Genomic DNA, 16,248 nt, shown 5'->3' with positions numbered 1-16,248 from the left:
CTTTCGCCCTTTTCGAGCCTCTAGGGGGGCGGATCAATTTAAGTGAGTAGCTCTTTTAAGACTTCCCGATAAATATCTTTGAGGATATCCAGGTGGTCGGCCTCAACCCTTTCGTCCACTTTATGAATGGTGGCATTTACCGGTCCCAGTTCTACGACCTGGGCTCCGGTAGGGGCAATAAAACGGCCATCGGAAGTGCCGCCGGCGGTTGATAGCTCCGTTTTTTCCCCGGTGATGGTGAGAATTGCCTGCTGGGTTGCCTGAACCAGTGGGCCTGCGGCAGTGAGAAAAGGCAATCCGGATAATTTAAAATTCGCCTCGTACTTGAGGTTGTGCTTATTCAGGATTGCGCGGGCCCGAGTCTCAAGGTCTTCGGCTGTTAATTCAGTGGAAAAACGCCAGTTGCAGAGTAAATCCACTTCGCCGGGAATAACATTGGTTGCGCCGGTGCCGCCATTGATATTGGAAACCTGGAAGCTGGTTGCGGGGAAGAATTCATTCCCCTGGTCCCACTCTTCGGCAGCGAGCTCGGCGAGAGCAGGGGCCAGGGTATGTATCGGATTCTCGGCCAGGTGAGGGTAGGCTACATGGCCTTGGGTGCCGAGAACTTTTAGTTCCAGGCCGAGTGAGCCCCTGCGCCCATTTTTTATAATATCGCCAACCCGTTCACTACTGGATGGCTCGCCGACGATACAGCAGTCAATCTTTTCTCTCTGCTCCTCGAGCCACTCGACAACCTTAACGGTGCCGTTTGTTGCGGGGCCCTCTTCGTCGCTGGTGATCAGAAATGCTATGCGACCAATGTGGTCTGGGTGTGCCGCAATGAACTCCTCACAGGCAACCACCATGGCTGCCAGGGAACCCTTCATGTCCGCCGCACCGCGGCCATATAGAAAACCGTCGCGAATTTCAGGCTCGAACGGGGGGCAGCTCCAGTTTTCTTCTGGGCCTGTGGGTACGACATCGGTGTGTCCGGCAAAGGCGAGCAGGGAGCCTTCACTAGAGCCATCGCGTACTGCCCAAAAATTATCGGTGTCACCTCTGCGCAATTTTGTTACCTGGAATCCTATTTTTTCCAGGCGCTGGATCATAAGGTCCATACACCCCGCATCTTCGGGGGTGACAGAGCGGCGGCGAATCAGGTCGAAAGCGAGTTGGAGGGTGGGAGTCACTTGGGCTTTCCTTGTATAGGGAGATGGGCCGCAAAGAGGCGGCTAGAGGGGTGGGATGCAGCAGTGCGGAACTGAAGTTCCGCACTGTGCAATTTTAATTGCTGTGTAGAGCTTCATTGAGCTCGATAGCACTCTTGTTGGTGAGACATTCCACTGCACCATTAGTGGAGTTACGGCGGAATAGTAAATCGGATTTTCCGGCCAGGTCTCTGGCCTTGATGTGCTCTACCAGCTTGCCGCTGTCATCGAGCAGGGCGATTTTAGTTCCAGCGGTAATGTAGAGCCCAGCTTCTACTGTGCAGCGGTCGCCAAGGGGAATGCCGATGCCGGCATTAGCGCCGAGTAGGCAGTTATCGCCTACCGAGATAACGATATTCCCGCCGCCGGAAAGCGTGCCCATGGTGGAGCTGCTGCCACCGAGATCGGAACCGGCGCCGACAAATACCCCGGCGGAAATACGGCCTTCAATCATACCGGGCCCTTCGGTGCCAGCATTAAAGTTAACAAAGCCCTCGTGCATGATTGTGGTGCCTTCCCCAAGGTATGCGCCCAGGCGCACTCGTGCGGTGTGTGCGATACGAACCCCAGCCGGTACTACGTAGTTGGTCATTTTGGGGAATTTATCCACGCAGGAGACATCCAGGTACTCACCTTTGAGTCTTGCATCCAGTTGTCGCTGCGGTAATTCCTCGAGATCAATGGCTCCCTGGTTGGTCCAAGCGACATTAACCAGTTTGCCAAAAATACCGTCGAGTTTGGTCTCGTGGGGTTTTACCAGGCGGTGGGAGAGAAGATGTAGCTTTAGGTAGGCCTCCGGCACTGACTGCGGGGCTTCGTCAGTAGCCAAAATAACTACTGCGAGAGGTCTTTGAGAATTGGCGAATTGCTGCAGGATTTCCGCCTGGTCAGCGGCGCCTGCACTGTGGAGAGCATCGGCTAATTTCTGTAGCTGGGTGGAGTCCAGAGGCAGGCTGTGATTTCCCTCTGCCACGCCCAGAGTTTCAGCAACTGCGTTAGCGATTTCTGCGCTGGGTTTAAACAGGGGTTTGGGGTAGTAAACTTCGAGCCAGTCGCCCTTGCTGTTACAAGTGCCGACACCAAAACCGATGCTGTAAATATTGCTCATGGTGGTTATCTCCTAATTCGACTAGCTTTGCAGTTGTTCGAAGGTCGCCTCTTTAAAACCGAAAAGGGTTTCCTTTGAGGTGGTGGTGACCGGGCGTTTGATTAAGGTAGGGGTCGCACTGGCCAGATCTAAGGCGAGTGCATTGTCCATTTCGTTTTTCTGTTCATCGCTCAGTTCACGCCAGCTCGTTGAGCGGCGATTTAGGACCTCTTGCCAGCCAAATTTATCCAGCCATCCTTGTAGGGGGACATCTTCCATGCCGTCTACGCGAAAATCGTGAAAGCGATAATCGACTCCATTTTTCTCCAGCCATTTGCGGGCTTTTTTTACGGTGTCACAGTTTTTAATGCCGTACAGAGTAATCACGGTTACGCCTTTTTGGTTTTCTTGGGGTTTTTACGGTTGGGGTAGCAGGTTGTGCAGATTTCACAGACGGTGCCGTCGCAGCCCCGCGCAGAGCAGAACTCGCGACCGTAGAAAATAATCTGCAGGTGCAATTTATTCCACTTGTCTCTTGGGAACAGCCGCTTCAGGTCTTTTTCCGTCTGGGTGACATTTTTGCCATTCGTCAGGCCCCAGCGCTGGGCCAATCTGTGAATGTGAGTATCGACGGGAAACGCCGGGTGCCCAAAAGCCTGTGACATAACCACGCTCGCCGTCTTGTGTCCGACCCCGGGCAGGGTCTCCAGTGCGGCCATATTCTCGGGCACTTCGCCATGGTATTCGTTGATCAGGATCTGCGAGAGCTTGCTGATGGCTTTGGATTTTTGCGGTGAGAGGCCACAGGGACGAATGACTTTTTGGATCTCCTCTACTGGGACCTGCGCCATATCGCTGGGATTGTCTGCCAGCTGCCAGAGCGCAGGGGTTATCTGGTTGACCCGCTCATCGGTGCATTGAGCGGAAAGGAGTACCGCAACCAATAGGGTATAGGAGTCTTTGTGATCGAGAGGAACGGGAGTTTCCGGGTAGAGTTCCTCCAGGCGCTGCAAAATATAAGTGACGCGCTCTTGCTTGAGTAGATTTTTTACTGCCATTGTTAAGATATGCCTGGGCGTGGAGTTCCTGTATGTGCTCGAGTTGTCAGTTGTTCTTGAAAAGTGAATTGGCCTTACCTGCAAAATGCCTTTATGCGGTGCGCTGCGTCGATGCACTCTTGCAGTGTCGCTACCAGTGCCAGACGCACATACTCGCGACCGGGGTTCAAGCCGATGCTATCGCGGGCGAGAAATGCACCGGGAAGTACCGTGATATTTTGCGCCTCGTAGAGTTCCCTGGCAAAACGCTCACCATCCCCGACCTTGGGCCATAGGTAAAAGCTTGCCTGTGGCTGCTGTACCTCTAGGCAGCCGTCGAGAATTTCGAGAACTGAAGAAAACTTTTCACTGTAAAGCGCGCGATTCTGGCGGACGTGTTCCTCATCCTGCCAGGCTGCGATCGAAGCATATTGATTGGGCAGCGGCATGGCGCAGCCGTGATAAGTTCGATAGAGCAAAAACTTTTGCAGCAGATCGGCATCACCGGCGACGAAGCCCGAGCGAAGCCCGGGTAGGTTCGAGCGCTTTGATAGACTGTGGAATACTACACAGCGGCGAAAGTCTGTTCGCCCCATTTCCTCGCAGGCCTGTAATAGTCCTACCGGCAGTGATGACTCGTCAAAATACAGCTCCGAATAACATTCATCGGAGGCGATGGTGAAATCGTAGCGGTCTGCCTTCTCTATTAGCTGTTTGAAATCTTCAGCTTCGTGAAGAGCGCCGGTGGGGTTGCCGGGAGAGCAGAGGTAAAGCAATTCGCATTGCTGCCATACCGATTCCGGCACGGAGGTGAAATCCGGTTTGAATTGGTTTTCCGCCACACAGTTAATAAAGTGCGGCTGCGCCCCGGCGAGAAGGGCCGCGCCCTCATAGATCTGGTAGAAGGGATTGGGCATCAGGACTTTGCTGCCTGCGGAAACGGTCGCCTGGGCGAATGCAAAAAGTGCTTCCCGGGTCCCGTTGACCGGCAGCACCTGGCTATCTGCGCTCACATTGGATAGCTGAAAACGCTGGCTCAGCCAATTGGCGATCGCCTGCCGCAGGGGCTCTATTCCCTTGGTCAGTGGGTAGGCGGCAAGTTTGTCCAGGTGTCGAACAAGCTCTGCACTGACAAACTCCGGTGGCGCATGCTTGGGCTCACCGATGGACAGTGCAATATGCGGCTTGTCCGCCGCTTGGAGGCCCTCTTTCAGGGCTTGCAGCTTGGTAAATGGATAGGGCTGCAGCTGTTCCAGATTTGGGTTCATGGTCGTGAGCGGGCCTCGGGCGTTTTTTCGGTTAGGCGTCTTGGTTGTTCAGTTCCAGGCAAATGGCTTTTTCCAGTGCGCCGTTGGCCTCGATGTCGGTAAGTGGTGATCCCTCGGCGTCGGTAATGTGAAAAATATCTTCGACTCGTTCGCCGAGTGTCGAAATTTTTGCATTGTGCAGGCGCAGATCGTGGGAAATAAAAATTCGCGCGATGCGGGCCAGCAAGCCGGGTCTGTCGGCACTGGTAATTTCCAGGGTGCTGTAATGATCGCCGGGTTCAGTTGAGAGATGAGCCTGGCTCTTCAATTCAAACATTTTAAGGCGGCGGGGCGTACGTCGCTGAATGATCTTTGAGTAGTCCTCAACCAGGGCTAATTCCTGCTGTAGTGTGTCGCGAATCTGCGCTAGGCGCTGGGGTTCGTCCAGTAGCGGTTGGCCCGCTTCATCCAGCACGTAAAAAGTATCCAGCGTATAACCGGAGGCAGAGTTGTACAGGCGCGCATCGTGGACGTTCAGGTTGAGCATATCCAGCCCGGTAACCGCTGCGGCAAATACGTTGGCTCTATCAGGCGTGTAGACAAAAACCTGGGTAGCGCCGTCGTGCTCGCCAGGCCCCGAGTTTCGCGTTAAAACCAGGGTGTCTTTTTGGCTGGTGTCGGGGCTGCTGTGCAGTTCGTGGATGGCCGAAGTGTGCCAGGTGATATTGTCAGCGGTTTCGCGAACAAAATAGTCATCCCCCATTTGTGCCCAGATATTTTCCACCGAAGCTTGCGGAAGTCCCATAGCGTCCAGTTTTTCCATTGCCTGGCAGCGGGTTTCCTCGATGATTTCTTCCCGGTCGATGGGGTTTTCCAGGCCTCGGCGCAGGGCGTGCCGGGTGGCCTGGTAGAGCTGGCGCATCAAACTGGCCCGCCAGCTGTTCCAGAGTTCCGGGTTGGTGGCATTGATATCTGCGACTGTGAGGGCGTACAGGTAGTCCAGATGTTCGCGGTCACCCATTTCACGGGCGAAAGCGTGCACGACTTCGGGATCACTGATGTCCTGCTTCTGTGAAACCTGGCTCATCAATAGATGCTTTTCTACAAGCCAGCAAACCAGACGCCGGTCGCGGGCGGGCAGGTGGTGGCGCTGGCAGAATTCCGCTGCATCCACAACGCCCAGTTTGGAGTGGTCGCCACCGCGTCCTTTGGCGATATCGTGGTAGAGACCGGCAATATACAGCAGTTCCGGTTGGCGCATGCGCTCGAGAATTTCCGCTGCAATCGGGAATTTTTCCCGCGCCTCGGGGCTCCGGAAGCTGCGCATATTGCGCACAACTTGCAAGGTGTGCGCATCCACGGTGTAGATATGGAATAAGTCGTGCTGCATTTGCCCGGTTACCTGCCCAAATTCTGGTAGGTATCGCCCGAGAATGCGGTAGCGGGTCATTCGGGATAGCTGGGTTGACAAGCCCCGGGGTGAGCGAAGCAGCTGCATAAACAACTGGGTATTTTTCGGATCTGCGCGGAACTGGTCGTCGATCAGGTGTCGGTGTTCGCGAATCAGGCGGATGGTGGAGGCCCGTACTCCGCTAATATCCGGGTTGTTGGCCATCAGCACGAAGATCTCTAGCAGGGCCGAGGGCTCCTGGTTAAATACCTGGGGGTGGGTAACCTCAATATTGCCGTCGCGCAGCTGGAATCGCTCATTTAGCGGAATGACCAGCTGGCTGCCTTTGCGCTGAAGGATGGCTTCGCCGAGATATTGGAGAAGTACATCGTTCAATTCCTGCAGTGCCATCACGATGCGGTAGTAGTTGTGCATAAACTGCTCAACGGCGAGCTGGGTGTCGCTATCCACATAACCGAATTGCTTCGCCAGCTCTCTTTGATAGTCAAACAGCAGTCGCTCTTCCGCGCGGCCGGCGAGCAGGTGCAAGCCGTAGCGCACACGCCAGAGGAAGGTTTCCCCGGACTGTAATATGGCGAACTCTTCCTCGGTAAAAAATGCCTTGCCCTGCAGTTGCTTCAGGGTGCGTACTTGGAAAAAATATTTGGCAACCCAGGCAATTGTCTGGATATCCCGCAGGCCCCCGGGAGAGTTCTTAATATTGGGCTCGAGAATATATTCAGCAGCCTGCTGATTGCTGTGCCGCTTTTTCTGTTCGGCGAGCTTGGCCTTGAAGAATTCTTCGGTGGGCCAGAGCCTTTTGTGTTCCATTTGTGCAGTTAGCTGCTCGCCAACAGTACTGTCGCCGACAACTGTGCGGGACTCAGTGAGGTTGGTGGCCACGGTGATGTCCTTCGCGGCCAACTCCAGGCACTCCGCGATATTTCGTACAGAGTGGCCGATATCCAAGCCCAGGTCCCATAAAAAGGCTACCAGGCGCTCTATGTTGTCGATGGTATCCGGGGTTGGGTGATCGCTGGAGAGGATGAGTAAATCGATATCGGAGTGGGGGTGCAGCTCTCCGCGCCCGTATCCGCCCACAGCGAGAAGCCCGATACCGTCTCTCCACTCGAACTGGTGCCAGGCGTAATGCAGAAGGCAGTCCACAAACAGGGCGCGCTCGTGTACCAGTGTGACAACGTCCTCTCCTTCGCGAAAGCGCTCTGCCATTTGCCGTTCGGCTGCGCCGACAGCATCTTTGAATATCTCCAGAGTGGGTTTGTCGCCGGAGCTTAAATCCCTGCGAAAACGAGACTGATCAAAGAAAAACAGGGGGCGTTCAAAGTAGGGAGGGCTGACCGGCTGCATGGGAAGTCCGTTTTGCTCTTGGGCTGCCGCAGGTGGGGGCGGCTTGGGTTCGGTTTGCGGAGATTCGCTACTGTGGTGCCGCGAGTAACGTACTTATTTCTCGCGGCACTGTCAGTACGGCTTTAGAAGTTCTCCTCGCTGCGCGCTGTGAGCACTTCTACACCGTCGCTAGTCACTGCCATGGTGTGTTCCCATTGAGCGGAGAGACGGCGGTCCTTGGTTACCGCAGTCCAGCCATCTCCCAACACTCGCGTGGCCGCTTTGCCTGCGTTAATCATGGGTTCAATGGTGAAGGTCATGCCCTCTTTAAGCTCTTCACCAGTTCCCGGCTGACCGTAGTGAAGAATTTGTGGGTCTTCATGGAAGACGTCGCCGATGCCGTGTCCGCAGAAGTCGCGTACCACTGAGTAATAGTTTTTCTCAGCGTGCTGCTGGATGACGTGGCCAATATCGCCGAGGGTAGTGCCGGGGCGGACAATTTCGATGGCTTTGTACATGCACTCCTGGGTGATTTGTACCAGGCGTTCAGCGTGGGCGGCGGGCTTGCCGGCAAAGAACATCTTGCTGGTGTCACCGTACCAGCCATCTTTGATAACGGTCACATCGATATTAATGATGTCGCCCTTCTTGAGAATTTTGCTCTCGGAGGGGATACCGTGACACACCACTTCGTTGACGGAAGTGCATATAGATTTTGGGAAGCCGCGATAACCGAGGCAGGCTGGGATCGCTTTCTGTACCTTCACGATGTGTTCGTGGCAGCGTCGATCCAGTTCTTCGGTAGTGACTCCTGGAACGACATACTCGCCAATCATTTCCAGCACCTCTGCGGCGAGGCGGCCTGCGGTGCGCATCTTGGCGATTTGTTCTGGGGTCTTAATGGCTGAGGTCATGCGTATCCTTTGTTTCTGGGTTGGGGCGGGTAGCGCCCAAGAGGCGGGCTATTGTAGCGGATTGCTGGCTGTAGGACACATTTTGCCGCTATTGGCGCAAGGATGGCCCAGGTGTCCCGCCAATAGCATTAAGGCGTGATCATTTGCGCGAAATCGGTGCCAATTCTTCACTATGAGGTGCACTTGTGGTATAAAGCGCGCCGCCTGGGGATACTCCCTGGGCGAGTAAAAGCCGCACACGCATCGACACATGTGTCTGGGTGCCCTGAAAGGGGTTGACGCATGGGATACGTGGAGGACTAACCCGTTTATATAGAGGTTTATTATGCCGCAAGTAAGTATGCGCGATATGCTGCAGGCTGGTGTTCACTTTGGTCACCAGACCCGCTACTGGAACCCGAAGATGGGTCAATTCATCTTTGGTGCCCGCAACAAGATTCACATCATCAACCTTGAGCACACTGTACCGGCTTTCAACGAAGCCCTGCAGATCATCAAGGGCATGACTGCTCAAAAGAAAAAGATTATGTTTGTTGGCACCAAGCGTGCTGCACAGAAGTCTATCAAAGAGCAGGCAGAGCGTTGTGGCCAGCCTTACGTCAGCAACCGCTGGCTGGGTGGTATGCTCACCAACTACAAAACCATCCGCGCTTCCATCAAGCGTTTCCGTGAGCTGGAAGCCCAGTCTCAGGACGGTACTTTTGAGAAGCTGACCAAGAAAGAAGCTCTGATGCGTACCCGTGCCATGGATAAGCTTGAGCGCTCCATCGGTGGTATCAAGGATATGGGTGGCCTGCCTGACGCGATCTTCGTAATCGACGTTGAGCACGAGCGCATCGCTATCCAGGAAGCTAACAAGCTGGGTATCCCCGTAATCGGTGTTGTCGACACCAACAGCGATCCCGCTGGTGTTGATTACGTGATCCCCGGTAACGACGACGCTATCCGCGCAATCAAGCTGTACACCACAGCTGTAGCCGACGCAGTACTTGCCGGCGCTGCAGAGGCTGGTAACACCGTTGCGAAGGACGAGTACGTCGAAGCTAACGATGACGAAGCCGCTGCAGAGTAATTTGCAGGGCTAAGTGGTGTAACACAGTCGTTTTACACTGCGAACTCAAAAAGGGGCCCGAATTACGGCCCCTTTTTTCTAATTTTTAGTGACAGAACCCCGAGGATTGAATCATGGCGATTACCGCGTCTATGGTAAAAGAACTGCGCGAGCGTACCGGCCTGCCGATGATGGAGTGTAAGAAAGCTCTGACGGCTGCTGATGGCGACATCGAAAAGGCGATTGAAGACCTGCGCAAAGCCTCCGGCCTGAAGGCCGCTAAGAAAGCTGGCCGCACCGCTGCTGACGGCGTTGTTGCCGCTAAAGTTGCAGAAGACGGCAGCTACGGCGTACTGGTTGAAGTGAACTCCGAGACTGACTTCGTTGCTCGCGATGAAAACTTCCAGGCGTTTGTTGCCAAGGTTGTGGAGAAGGCATTTGCCGATCGCCAGCAAGACGTAGCTGCCCTGATGGAAGGCGAGCTGGAAACTGCTCGTGAAGCACTGGTTCAGAAAATCGGTGAGAACATCGGCGTGCGTCGTATCGAGCTGGTTGAAGCCCCAGTTGTAGGTGCTTACGTTCACTCCAACAACCGCATCGCTGCCCTGGTAGCTCTGAGCGGTGGAGAGATCGAGCTGGCTAAAGATGTTGCCATGCACGTGACTGCGGTTAACCCGCAGGTGAACAAGCCGGAAGATATGCCTGCTGACGTCCTGGAAAAAGAAAAGGACATCATCAAGGCTCAGCCGGATATGGAAGGCAAGCCGGCTGAAATCGTAGAGAAAATGATGGGTGGCCGCATCAAGAAGTTCCTGAAAGAGAACAGCTTGGTAGAGCAGCCTTTTGTTAAGAACCCGGACGTAAGCATTGGCAAACTGGTTAAAGATGCCGGTGCCGATGTGGTTTCCTTTGTTCGCTACGAAGTGGGTGAAGGTATCGAGAAGGAAGAGGTGGATTTCGCAGCGGAAGTTGCGGCCCAGGTTAAGTCCTCTTCTTAATCGCATATTATTGGGTGCCCTCGGGCACTCAATCGCAGTGGGGTGCTTCCGCTGGGGTTTCTTGCCCACAGTGGAGCACCCCTCTGTGTAAATGACTGAAATTGTTGTAATGTTCAGCGGCAAGGCCTGGCCACTAACAGGTACATTGAAGGGGACTAACGAATGCCCGGTATTAAAGACCGCAAGTATAAGAGAATTTTGTTAAAGCTCAGCGGCGAAGAGCTGATGGGTGATCAGGGTTTCGGTATCAGTCCCAAGGTGCTGGACAAAATGGCCCTGGAAATTGGGCAGCTGGTTGGTATCGGGGTCCAAGTGGGCCTGGTTGTTGGCGGTGGTAACCTGTTCCGTGGCGCTGCGCTGAGTGCGGCCGGCCTCGATCGTGTAACTGGTGACCACATGGGGATGCTCGCTACGGTGATGAATGCCCTGGCGCTGCGCGATGCCCTGGAAAGATCTGACATCTCCTCGAGAGTGATGTCCTCGATTCAAATGAGCGGTATTGTCGATCACTACGATCGCCGTGCGGCTATTCGCTACCTGGAGCGTGGCGAAGTTCTGATTTTTGCTGCCGGTACCGGCAACCCTTTCTTTACCACTGATTCTGCAGCTTGCCTGCGCGGTATCGAAATTGAAGCCGAATTGGTTTTGAAGGCGACCAAGGTCGATGGCGTCTACTCTGCAGATCCCAAACTCGACCCGACAGCAACTCGCTATGACCAGTTGACTTACGATGAGGTTCTCGACAAGAAGCTCGGCGTGATGGATTTGACCGCTATCTGCCTGTGTCGCGAGCACAATATGCCTGTACGTGTATTCCGCATGGATAAAAGCGGGGCGCTGTTAAATATTGTGGTTGGCGGCGTGGAAGGCACCTTAATTGAAGAGGAAGTGAAATCGTGATTGAAGATATAAAAACAGACGCGAAAGCTCGTATGGGTAAGGCACTTGATGCCCTGGCTGGAAATTTCAACAAGATTCGCACCGGCCGTGCACACCCGAGTATTCTCGATGGCATCCACGTCTCCTATTACGGTTCTGATACTCCGTTATCTCAGGTTGCCAATGTTACTGTTGAGGATGCGCGCACTCTCTCCGTAACTCCCTGGGAGAAAAATCTGGTCCCGGATATCGAAAAGGCCATTATGAAGTCCGATTTGGGCCTCAATCCCAGCACAGCTGGTGCGGTTATCCGTATTCCAATGCCTATGCTGACCGAAGAGACTCGCAAAAACTTCACTCGCCAGGCAAAAAGTGAGGCAGAGACAGCGCGGGTTTCCATTCGCAATATTCGTCGCGATGCGCTGGCGGACGTGAAATCACTGGTCAAGGACAAGGAAATTTCTGAGGACGATGAGCGTCGCGCAAGTGACGACATTCAGAAAATTACCGATCAGTTTGTCGCTGATGTGGACAAAGCACTGGCAGCGAAAGAAAAAGATCTGATGGAAATTTAATGAGCATCGGTGGTACCGAGCTACATGCTCCCGGCCCACGTCACATCGCCATTATTATGGATGGCAATGGGCGCTGGGCTGCCCGAAAGGGCCTTTCCCCTTCAGCCGGCCACAAGGCCGGTGTCGAGCGTATCCGCGACCTGCTTTCAGCTTGTAAAGCTCGCGGCGTTAAAGCGCTTACTCTGTTCGCCTTCTCCAGCGAGAACTGGCAGCGCCCTCCGAAGGAGGTTGAGCTGCTGATGAGCCTGTTTAATTCCTATTTGCGCAAAGAAGCCCGGCGGATGCGGGAGGAGGGGGTTCGCCTGAGAGTTATTGGTCGACGGGACCGATTCTCTCCTCGCTTGCAGCGCGCTATAGCCGAAGCGGAAGATATCACCCGCGCAGGGACTGAGGGCGACCTGATAATTGCCGCTGATTACGGCGGGCGCTGGGATATTGCCCAGGCGGCCCGCAGATTGGCTCAAGAGGTTGCCGATGGTACGCGCTCCCCAGAGTCGATTACTGAGGATGTACTTGGTAAGTACGTACGGCTTCAAGATCTGCCACCGGTAGACCTTTTGATCCGCTCCAGCGGTGAGCAGCGTATTAGCAACTTTATCCTCTGGCAGGCCGCTTACAGTGAATTCTATTTTACTGATACGCTTTGGCCCGACTTTGACGAAGCTGAACTGGATAAGGCTATCGCAGAATATGAGTTACGTGATCGCCGCTTCGGCGGTCGCGCGGAGGGGGATGACGCGATCGCTCAGGCGTGATCCGGGCAAGTCTGCGGCGCCAGGCTTGCGATACAAATTGGTTGGAAATCTTTGCCGACACGCTCTTGATCTGTACAGAGTATCCAGACAGAGTGGTCAAGTTACTAACAAAGGGGTTTGCGGTGCTAAAACAAAGAATAATTACTGCTTTGGTGCTATTGGCACTGTTTATGGGGGTATTGTTTTTACTTCCAATGCAGTGGTTTTCACTGATATTTGTGGCGGTTATCTTGCTGGCGGGCTGGGAGTGGGCCAACCTCTCGAATTTGAATCGAGCCTTGCGCTTCGTTTTTTTGGCCGCATTAGGGTTAACCCTAATGGTCACGGCTCAATACGTCTTTTCAATGAATTTTGATGATCCAGATATCGATCGCGGCCGCCAGATTCTGGCCGTGGCCTGTGGTTGGTGGGCGCTCGCTTTCTTGTGGGTGCAGAGCTACCCGTCCAGTGCTGCTCTGTGGGGCAACCGGTGGGTACGCGGCCTGATAGGCCTTGTTGTGTTAGTTCCAACCTGGTTGTCACTGGTAGTTTTGCGGGGCTTGGATCACGGAGCCTGGCTGGTTCTTTATGTGGTGGCGATCGTTGCAGCGGCGGATGTCGGTGCTTATTTTGTTGGCCGCAAGTTTGGTAAGCGGAAGTTGGCTAGAGAAGTTAGTCCGGGCAAGTCCTGGGAGGGCTTTTTCGGTGGCCTGGGTGCTTGCTTGATTTTGGCTCTCGTAACTTCCTACCTATTTGAGCTTCCACTGAAAAATACTGTCTTGTTCACTTTTGGTGTCTTGGTTACTGCACTGGCTTCAGTTATTGGGGACCTGGTGGAGAGCATGTTTAAAAGGCACAGAGGGATTAAGGACAGTAGTCATATGTTACCGGGGCACGGTGGCATCCTCGATCGGATAGATAGCCTTTCCGCGGCTCTTCCAGTGTTTACGATGGCCGCACTAGCGAGCGAGCTGCCGAAATACTTGTAGAGGCGTTTCCGCTCCAGTTTTGTGTTTTATTCGCTAGCGCCCAGCTTAATGCTGGGCGTGCAATTGTTTGGTGGCAGCAATATTGCTATCAGAGGTACGAAAAGGGCCTATGCAAGTAATTCCCCCGCAACAAATTACCGTTCTCGGCTCCACTGGTTCGATCGGCGTGAGCACCCTGGATGTGTTGGCGCGACACCCGGAAAAATATTCTGTTTTTGCCCTTACCGCCCGTGAAAGGGTTGCCGACCTTGCTCAGCAGTGTCGGCGGTTTAAGCCTCAATATGCTGTTGTTGTCGATGAGGCTCGAGCTGAAGAGTTGCGAGTACTGCTTGGCGATGAAGTGGATACGGAAGTCCTAAGTGGGTTGGAAGGCTTGTGTCGTGTTGCCTCCGATACTCAGGTCGATACAGTCATGGCGGCGATCGTGGGAGCTGCGGGATTGCGCCCAACCTTGGCGGCAGTAGACGCGGGCAAGAAAGTGTTACTGGCGAACAAGGAAGCGCTTGTTATGGCGGGCCCAATATTTCAGAGGGTCTTGAATAAGAGTGGTGCGCAACTGTTGCCGATTGATAGTGAGCACAATGCAATCTTTCAATGTTTGCCATTCCCCTGTGAGGATCTCGAAGCTGCGGGCGTGGAAAAAGTACTGCTTACGGGTTCGGGCGGGCCATTTCGCACGCGGGCTGCGAATGAGTTGGGGGCGGTGACGCCGGATGAAGCTTGTGCACACCCCAATTGGTCGATGGGCCGGAAGATCTCTGTTGACTCCGCCACAATGATGAATAAAGGGCTCGAATTTATAGAAGCGTGCTATTTGTTTAATGCGCGCCCTGAGCAGATTGAGGTAGTCGTGCACCCCCAGAGTATTATTCACTCGATGGTACAGTACCGGGATGGCTCTTTACTGGCACAGATGGGTAATCCGGATATGCGTACGCCTATCGCCCATGCCCTGGCTTTTCCCCACCGTATTGATGCAGGGGTGCCAGCTTTGGATCTGATTGCGCAAGGCAGGCTGGATTTTGAGGCCCCGGATTTTAATCGTTTTCCTTGTCTGCGTTTGGCGCGAGAGGCTGTAAATGAGGGAAAAAGTGCTCCAACAGTCTTAAATGCAGCGAATGAAATTGCAGTAGAAGCCTTCCTGGGGGGGCGTCTAGCATTTACTGATATTGCATTGGTGATAGAAAAAGTGATGAATAGGGCTCCCGTTGTTGAACTGTCGGGACTCGAGGCAGTCGAAGCCATTGATTTCAATGCGCGAGAACTGGCCAAGCAGGCGCTTGCCGCCCTCTAAACACATTGCCCGGCGTATAATGGCCGCTAAATTGCGTATGACAAGAAGTTGTAGCTGAGTATGGATCTAATTCAGACGGTAATCTGGGCCTTGGTGGCTCTCGGTGTACTGGTATCTTTCCACGAGTTTGGGCACTTTCTTGTAGCACGTCTATGTGGTGTTAAGGTGCTGCGCTTTTCTGTGGGGTTCGGCCGCCGGTTGATCTCCCGCTATGATCGCCACGGTACCGAATTCACTATTTCCGCTATCCCCCTCGGTGGTTACGTAAAAATGCTCGATGAGCGCGAGGGGCCTGTAGCGGCTGAAGAGCTGGATCAGGCGTTTAACCGCAAGAGCGTATGGGCGAGGATGGCGATTGCCGCTGCCGGCCCTGCCGCTAACTTTCTTCTGGCAGTAGTCTTTTTCTGGGCGGTGTTCCTCGGTGGAACAGCGGGCCCGGTGCCTATTGTGAAATCCGTTGAGCCCGGGAGTATTGCTGCGTCGGCAGGGCTCGAGCCCGGGCAGGAAATTGTGGCTGTCGATGGCGAGGCCACTCCCACCTGGCAGGCCCTTAATTGGCGCCTTGCCAACCGTCTGGGTGACAGCGGCACCATAGAATTCTCTGTTCGCTATCCGGATTCCAACCTTGAATACCATATGGTGGCGGATATCAATCGCTGGCTTGCCGGCCGCGAAGTTCCCGATCCGCTCGGGGAGATTGGTCTGCAGCTGTGGACTCCACCGGTGAGTATGACTCTTCATAATGTGGTGGAGGGGAGCCCGGCAGCCTCAGCTGGACTCAAGGCTGGAGACAAGATTGTCTCGACCGATGGCCGTGACTTTTCATCTTTTCAAAGCTGGACCGATTATGTGAGAGCCCGCGCTAGTGTTCCAATGGATATCACTGTCGAGCGTGGAGGCGAACTGCTGACGGTGTCCGTAACACCGGCGGAGATCAAGCTGGACAACGGTGAAGCCATAGGGCAGGTCGGAGTGCAGCCGGTATCAGAGACTTGGCCGGATGATCGAGTACGGATTTACCACTATGGGGTGGGCGGCGCTTTAGTAAAGGGCTTGCAGGAGACCTGGGATAAAACAGTCTTTACCCTGAATAGCTTGAAGAAACTATTATTTGGTCAACTTTCGACCAAAAACTTGAGTGGCCCCATTACCATTGCTAAAGTGGCGGGTACTTCCGCGGAAGCGGGATGGCAGTCTTTCCTGTCATTGCTGGCGTTGCTCAGTATTAGTCTTGGTGTACTCAATCTGTTGCCTATCCCGGTACTCGATGGTGGTCACCTCCTTTACTACGGTATTGAGGCGATCAAGGGGTCCCCTGTGTCAGAGAGGGTGCAGGTGATTGGTTTACAGGTGGGCATGGCCCTGGTGCTCTGCATTATGGGGCTGGCTTTGTACAACGATATTTTACGTTTGTAGTGCCCTGGATAGGCTTTTTTCCGGGCTGATAATGTGAGTGAGATTTTTATACGTGTGAGACGTTTTGTCTTGGCACGATTTTGTTGTGAGTAAAAGCGAC

General features: G+C 54.0%; 15 protein-coding genes. 8 read left to right on the top strand and 7 right to left on the bottom strand.

All coding sequences use genetic code 11. The features are described from left to right. Window positions 1-38 precede the first annotated feature (38 nt). The 7 genes from dapE to map form a co-directional block, all read right to left on the bottom strand. Complete coding sequence (dapE, locus tag ACJJII_RS22705) at window positions 39-1,172, bottom strand: succinyl-diaminopimelate desuccinylase (protein ID WP_444911262.1); 1,134 nt, start codon at window positions 1,170-1,172, stop codon at window positions 39-41. Between the two features lie 94 nt (window positions 1,173-1,266). Continuing rightward, on the bottom strand, window positions 1,267-2,298 hold the full coding sequence (dapD, locus tag ACJJII_RS22700; RefSeq protein WP_444917821.1) for a 2,3,4,5-tetrahydropyridine-2,6-dicarboxylate N-succinyltransferase: 1,032 nt from the start codon (window positions 2,296-2,298) through the stop codon (window positions 1,267-1,269). A gap of 21 nt (window positions 2,299-2,319) precedes the next feature. Further along, on the bottom strand, window positions 2,320-2,664 hold the full coding sequence (locus ACJJII_RS22695) for an ArsC family reductase (RefSeq protein ID WP_444917820.1): 345 nt from the start codon (window positions 2,662-2,664) through the stop codon (window positions 2,320-2,322). Window positions 2,665-2,666: 2 nt separating this feature from the next. Continuing rightward, window positions 2,667-3,335 carry an endonuclease III gene (nth, locus tag ACJJII_RS22690; protein WP_444917819.1) on the bottom strand — a complete coding sequence of 223 codons (669 nt, stop codon included), beginning with the start codon at window positions 3,333-3,335 and terminating at the stop codon, window positions 2,667-2,669. A gap of 74 nt (window positions 3,336-3,409) precedes the next feature. Next, complete coding sequence (gene dapC, locus ACJJII_RS22685; protein WP_444917818.1) at window positions 3,410-4,582, bottom strand: succinyldiaminopimelate transaminase; 1,173 nt, start codon at window positions 4,580-4,582, stop codon at window positions 3,410-3,412. A 31-nt stretch (window positions 4,583-4,613) separates the two neighbouring features. Then, a complete protein-coding gene (locus ACJJII_RS22680; protein ID WP_444917817.1) occupies window positions 4,614-7,319 on the bottom strand; it encodes a [protein-PII] uridylyltransferase in 2,706 nt (901 codons plus the stop codon). 122 nt (window positions 7,320-7,441) lie between these two features. Continuing rightward, window positions 7,442-8,212, bottom strand: coding sequence for a type I methionyl aminopeptidase (map, locus tag ACJJII_RS22675; RefSeq protein ID WP_444917816.1), 771 nt, complete (start codon window positions 8,210-8,212; stop codon window positions 7,442-7,444). A 325-nt stretch (window positions 8,213-8,537) separates the two neighbouring features. Between map and rpsB the strand changes: the two genes are divergently transcribed. The 8 genes from rpsB to rseP all read left to right on the top strand — a co-directional run bounded on the left by rpsB (window position 8,538) and on the right by rseP (window position 16,148). Then, window positions 8,538-9,284 (top strand): 30S ribosomal protein S2, encoded by a 747-nt coding sequence (rpsB, locus tag ACJJII_RS22670; protein WP_282933677.1) that lies wholly within the window; start codon window positions 8,538-8,540, stop codon window positions 9,282-9,284. Between the two features lie 113 nt (window positions 9,285-9,397). Beyond that, on the top strand, window positions 9,398-10,261 hold the full coding sequence (gene tsf / locus ACJJII_RS22665; protein ID WP_282933676.1) for a translation elongation factor Ts: 864 nt from the start codon (window positions 9,398-9,400) through the stop codon (window positions 10,259-10,261). A gap of 162 nt (window positions 10,262-10,423) precedes the next feature. Further along, on the top strand, window positions 10,424-11,161 hold the full coding sequence (pyrH, locus tag ACJJII_RS22660; protein ID WP_282933675.1) for a UMP kinase: 738 nt from the start codon (window positions 10,424-10,426) through the stop codon (window positions 11,159-11,161). Further along, the gene (frr, locus tag ACJJII_RS22655) at window positions 11,158-11,715 is read left to right on the top strand and encodes a ribosome recycling factor (RefSeq protein WP_282933674.1); all 558 of its coding nucleotides are present in this window, start codon (window positions 11,158-11,160) and stop codon (window positions 11,713-11,715) included. The genes pyrH and frr overlap by 4 nt, the downstream gene beginning before the upstream one ends. Next, window positions 11,715-12,470, top strand: a complete 756-nt coding sequence (uppS, locus tag ACJJII_RS22650; protein WP_444917815.1) for a polyprenyl diphosphate synthase — start codon at window positions 11,715-11,717, stop codon at window positions 12,468-12,470. Before frr ends, uppS begins: the two co-directional genes overlap by 1 nt. A 122-nt stretch (window positions 12,471-12,592) precedes the next feature. Beyond that, window positions 12,593-13,438 (top strand): phosphatidate cytidylyltransferase, encoded by an 846-nt coding sequence (locus tag ACJJII_RS22645; protein WP_413662816.1) that lies wholly within the window; start codon window positions 12,593-12,595, stop codon window positions 13,436-13,438. A gap of 109 nt (window positions 13,439-13,547) precedes the next feature. Then, window positions 13,548-14,732, top strand: a complete 1,185-nt coding sequence (gene ispC, locus ACJJII_RS22640; RefSeq protein ID WP_444917814.1) for a 1-deoxy-D-xylulose-5-phosphate reductoisomerase — start codon at window positions 13,548-13,550, stop codon at window positions 14,730-14,732. A 60-nt stretch (window positions 14,733-14,792) separates the two neighbouring features. Continuing rightward, entirely contained in the window at window positions 14,793-16,148 is a 1,356-nt protein-coding gene (rseP, locus tag ACJJII_RS22635) for an RIP metalloprotease RseP (RefSeq protein ID WP_444917813.1), read from the top strand. The last annotated feature ends 100 nt before the right edge of the window (window positions 16,149-16,248 follow it).

This window comes from Microbulbifer maximicatervae (SeqCode), from assembly GCF_052467825.1.
The sequence above is the reverse complement of the archived record's forward strand: the minus strand, read 5'-3'. Positions and strand labels throughout refer to the sequence as shown.

Excerpts from the sequence above, each read along its gene's own strand:
- dapD (WP_444917821.1), bottom strand. The coding sequence starts at position 2,298 with ATGAGCAATATTTACAGCATCGGTTTTGGTGTCGGCACTTGTAACAGC.
- nth (WP_444917819.1), bottom strand. The coding sequence starts at position 3,335 with ATGGCAGTAAAAAATCTACTCAAGCAAGAGCGCGTCACTTATATTTTG.
- dapC (WP_444917818.1), bottom strand. The coding sequence starts at position 4,582 with ATGAACCCAAATCTGGAACAGCTGCAGCCCTATCCATTTACCAAGCTG.
- ACJJII_RS22680 (WP_444917817.1), bottom strand. The coding sequence starts at position 7,319 with ATGCAGCCGGTCAGCCCTCCCTACTTTGAACGCCCCCTGTTTTTCTTT.
- map (WP_444917816.1), bottom strand. The coding sequence starts at position 8,212 with ATGACCTCAGCCATTAAGACCCCAGAACAAATCGCCAAGATGCGCACC.
- rpsB (WP_282933677.1), top strand. The coding sequence starts at position 8,538 with ATGCCGCAAGTAAGTATGCGCGATATGCTGCAGGCTGGTGTTCACTTT.
- tsf (WP_282933676.1), top strand. The coding sequence starts at position 9,398 with ATGGCGATTACCGCGTCTATGGTAAAAGAACTGCGCGAGCGTACCGGC.
- pyrH (WP_282933675.1), top strand. The coding sequence starts at position 10,424 with ATGCCCGGTATTAAAGACCGCAAGTATAAGAGAATTTTGTTAAAGCTC.
- uppS (WP_444917815.1), top strand. The coding sequence starts at position 11,715 with ATGAGCATCGGTGGTACCGAGCTACATGCTCCCGGCCCACGTCACATC.
- ispC (WP_444917814.1), top strand. The coding sequence starts at position 13,548 with ATGCAAGTAATTCCCCCGCAACAAATTACCGTTCTCGGCTCCACTGGT.
- rseP (WP_444917813.1), top strand. The coding sequence starts at position 14,793 with ATGGATCTAATTCAGACGGTAATCTGGGCCTTGGTGGCTCTCGGTGTA.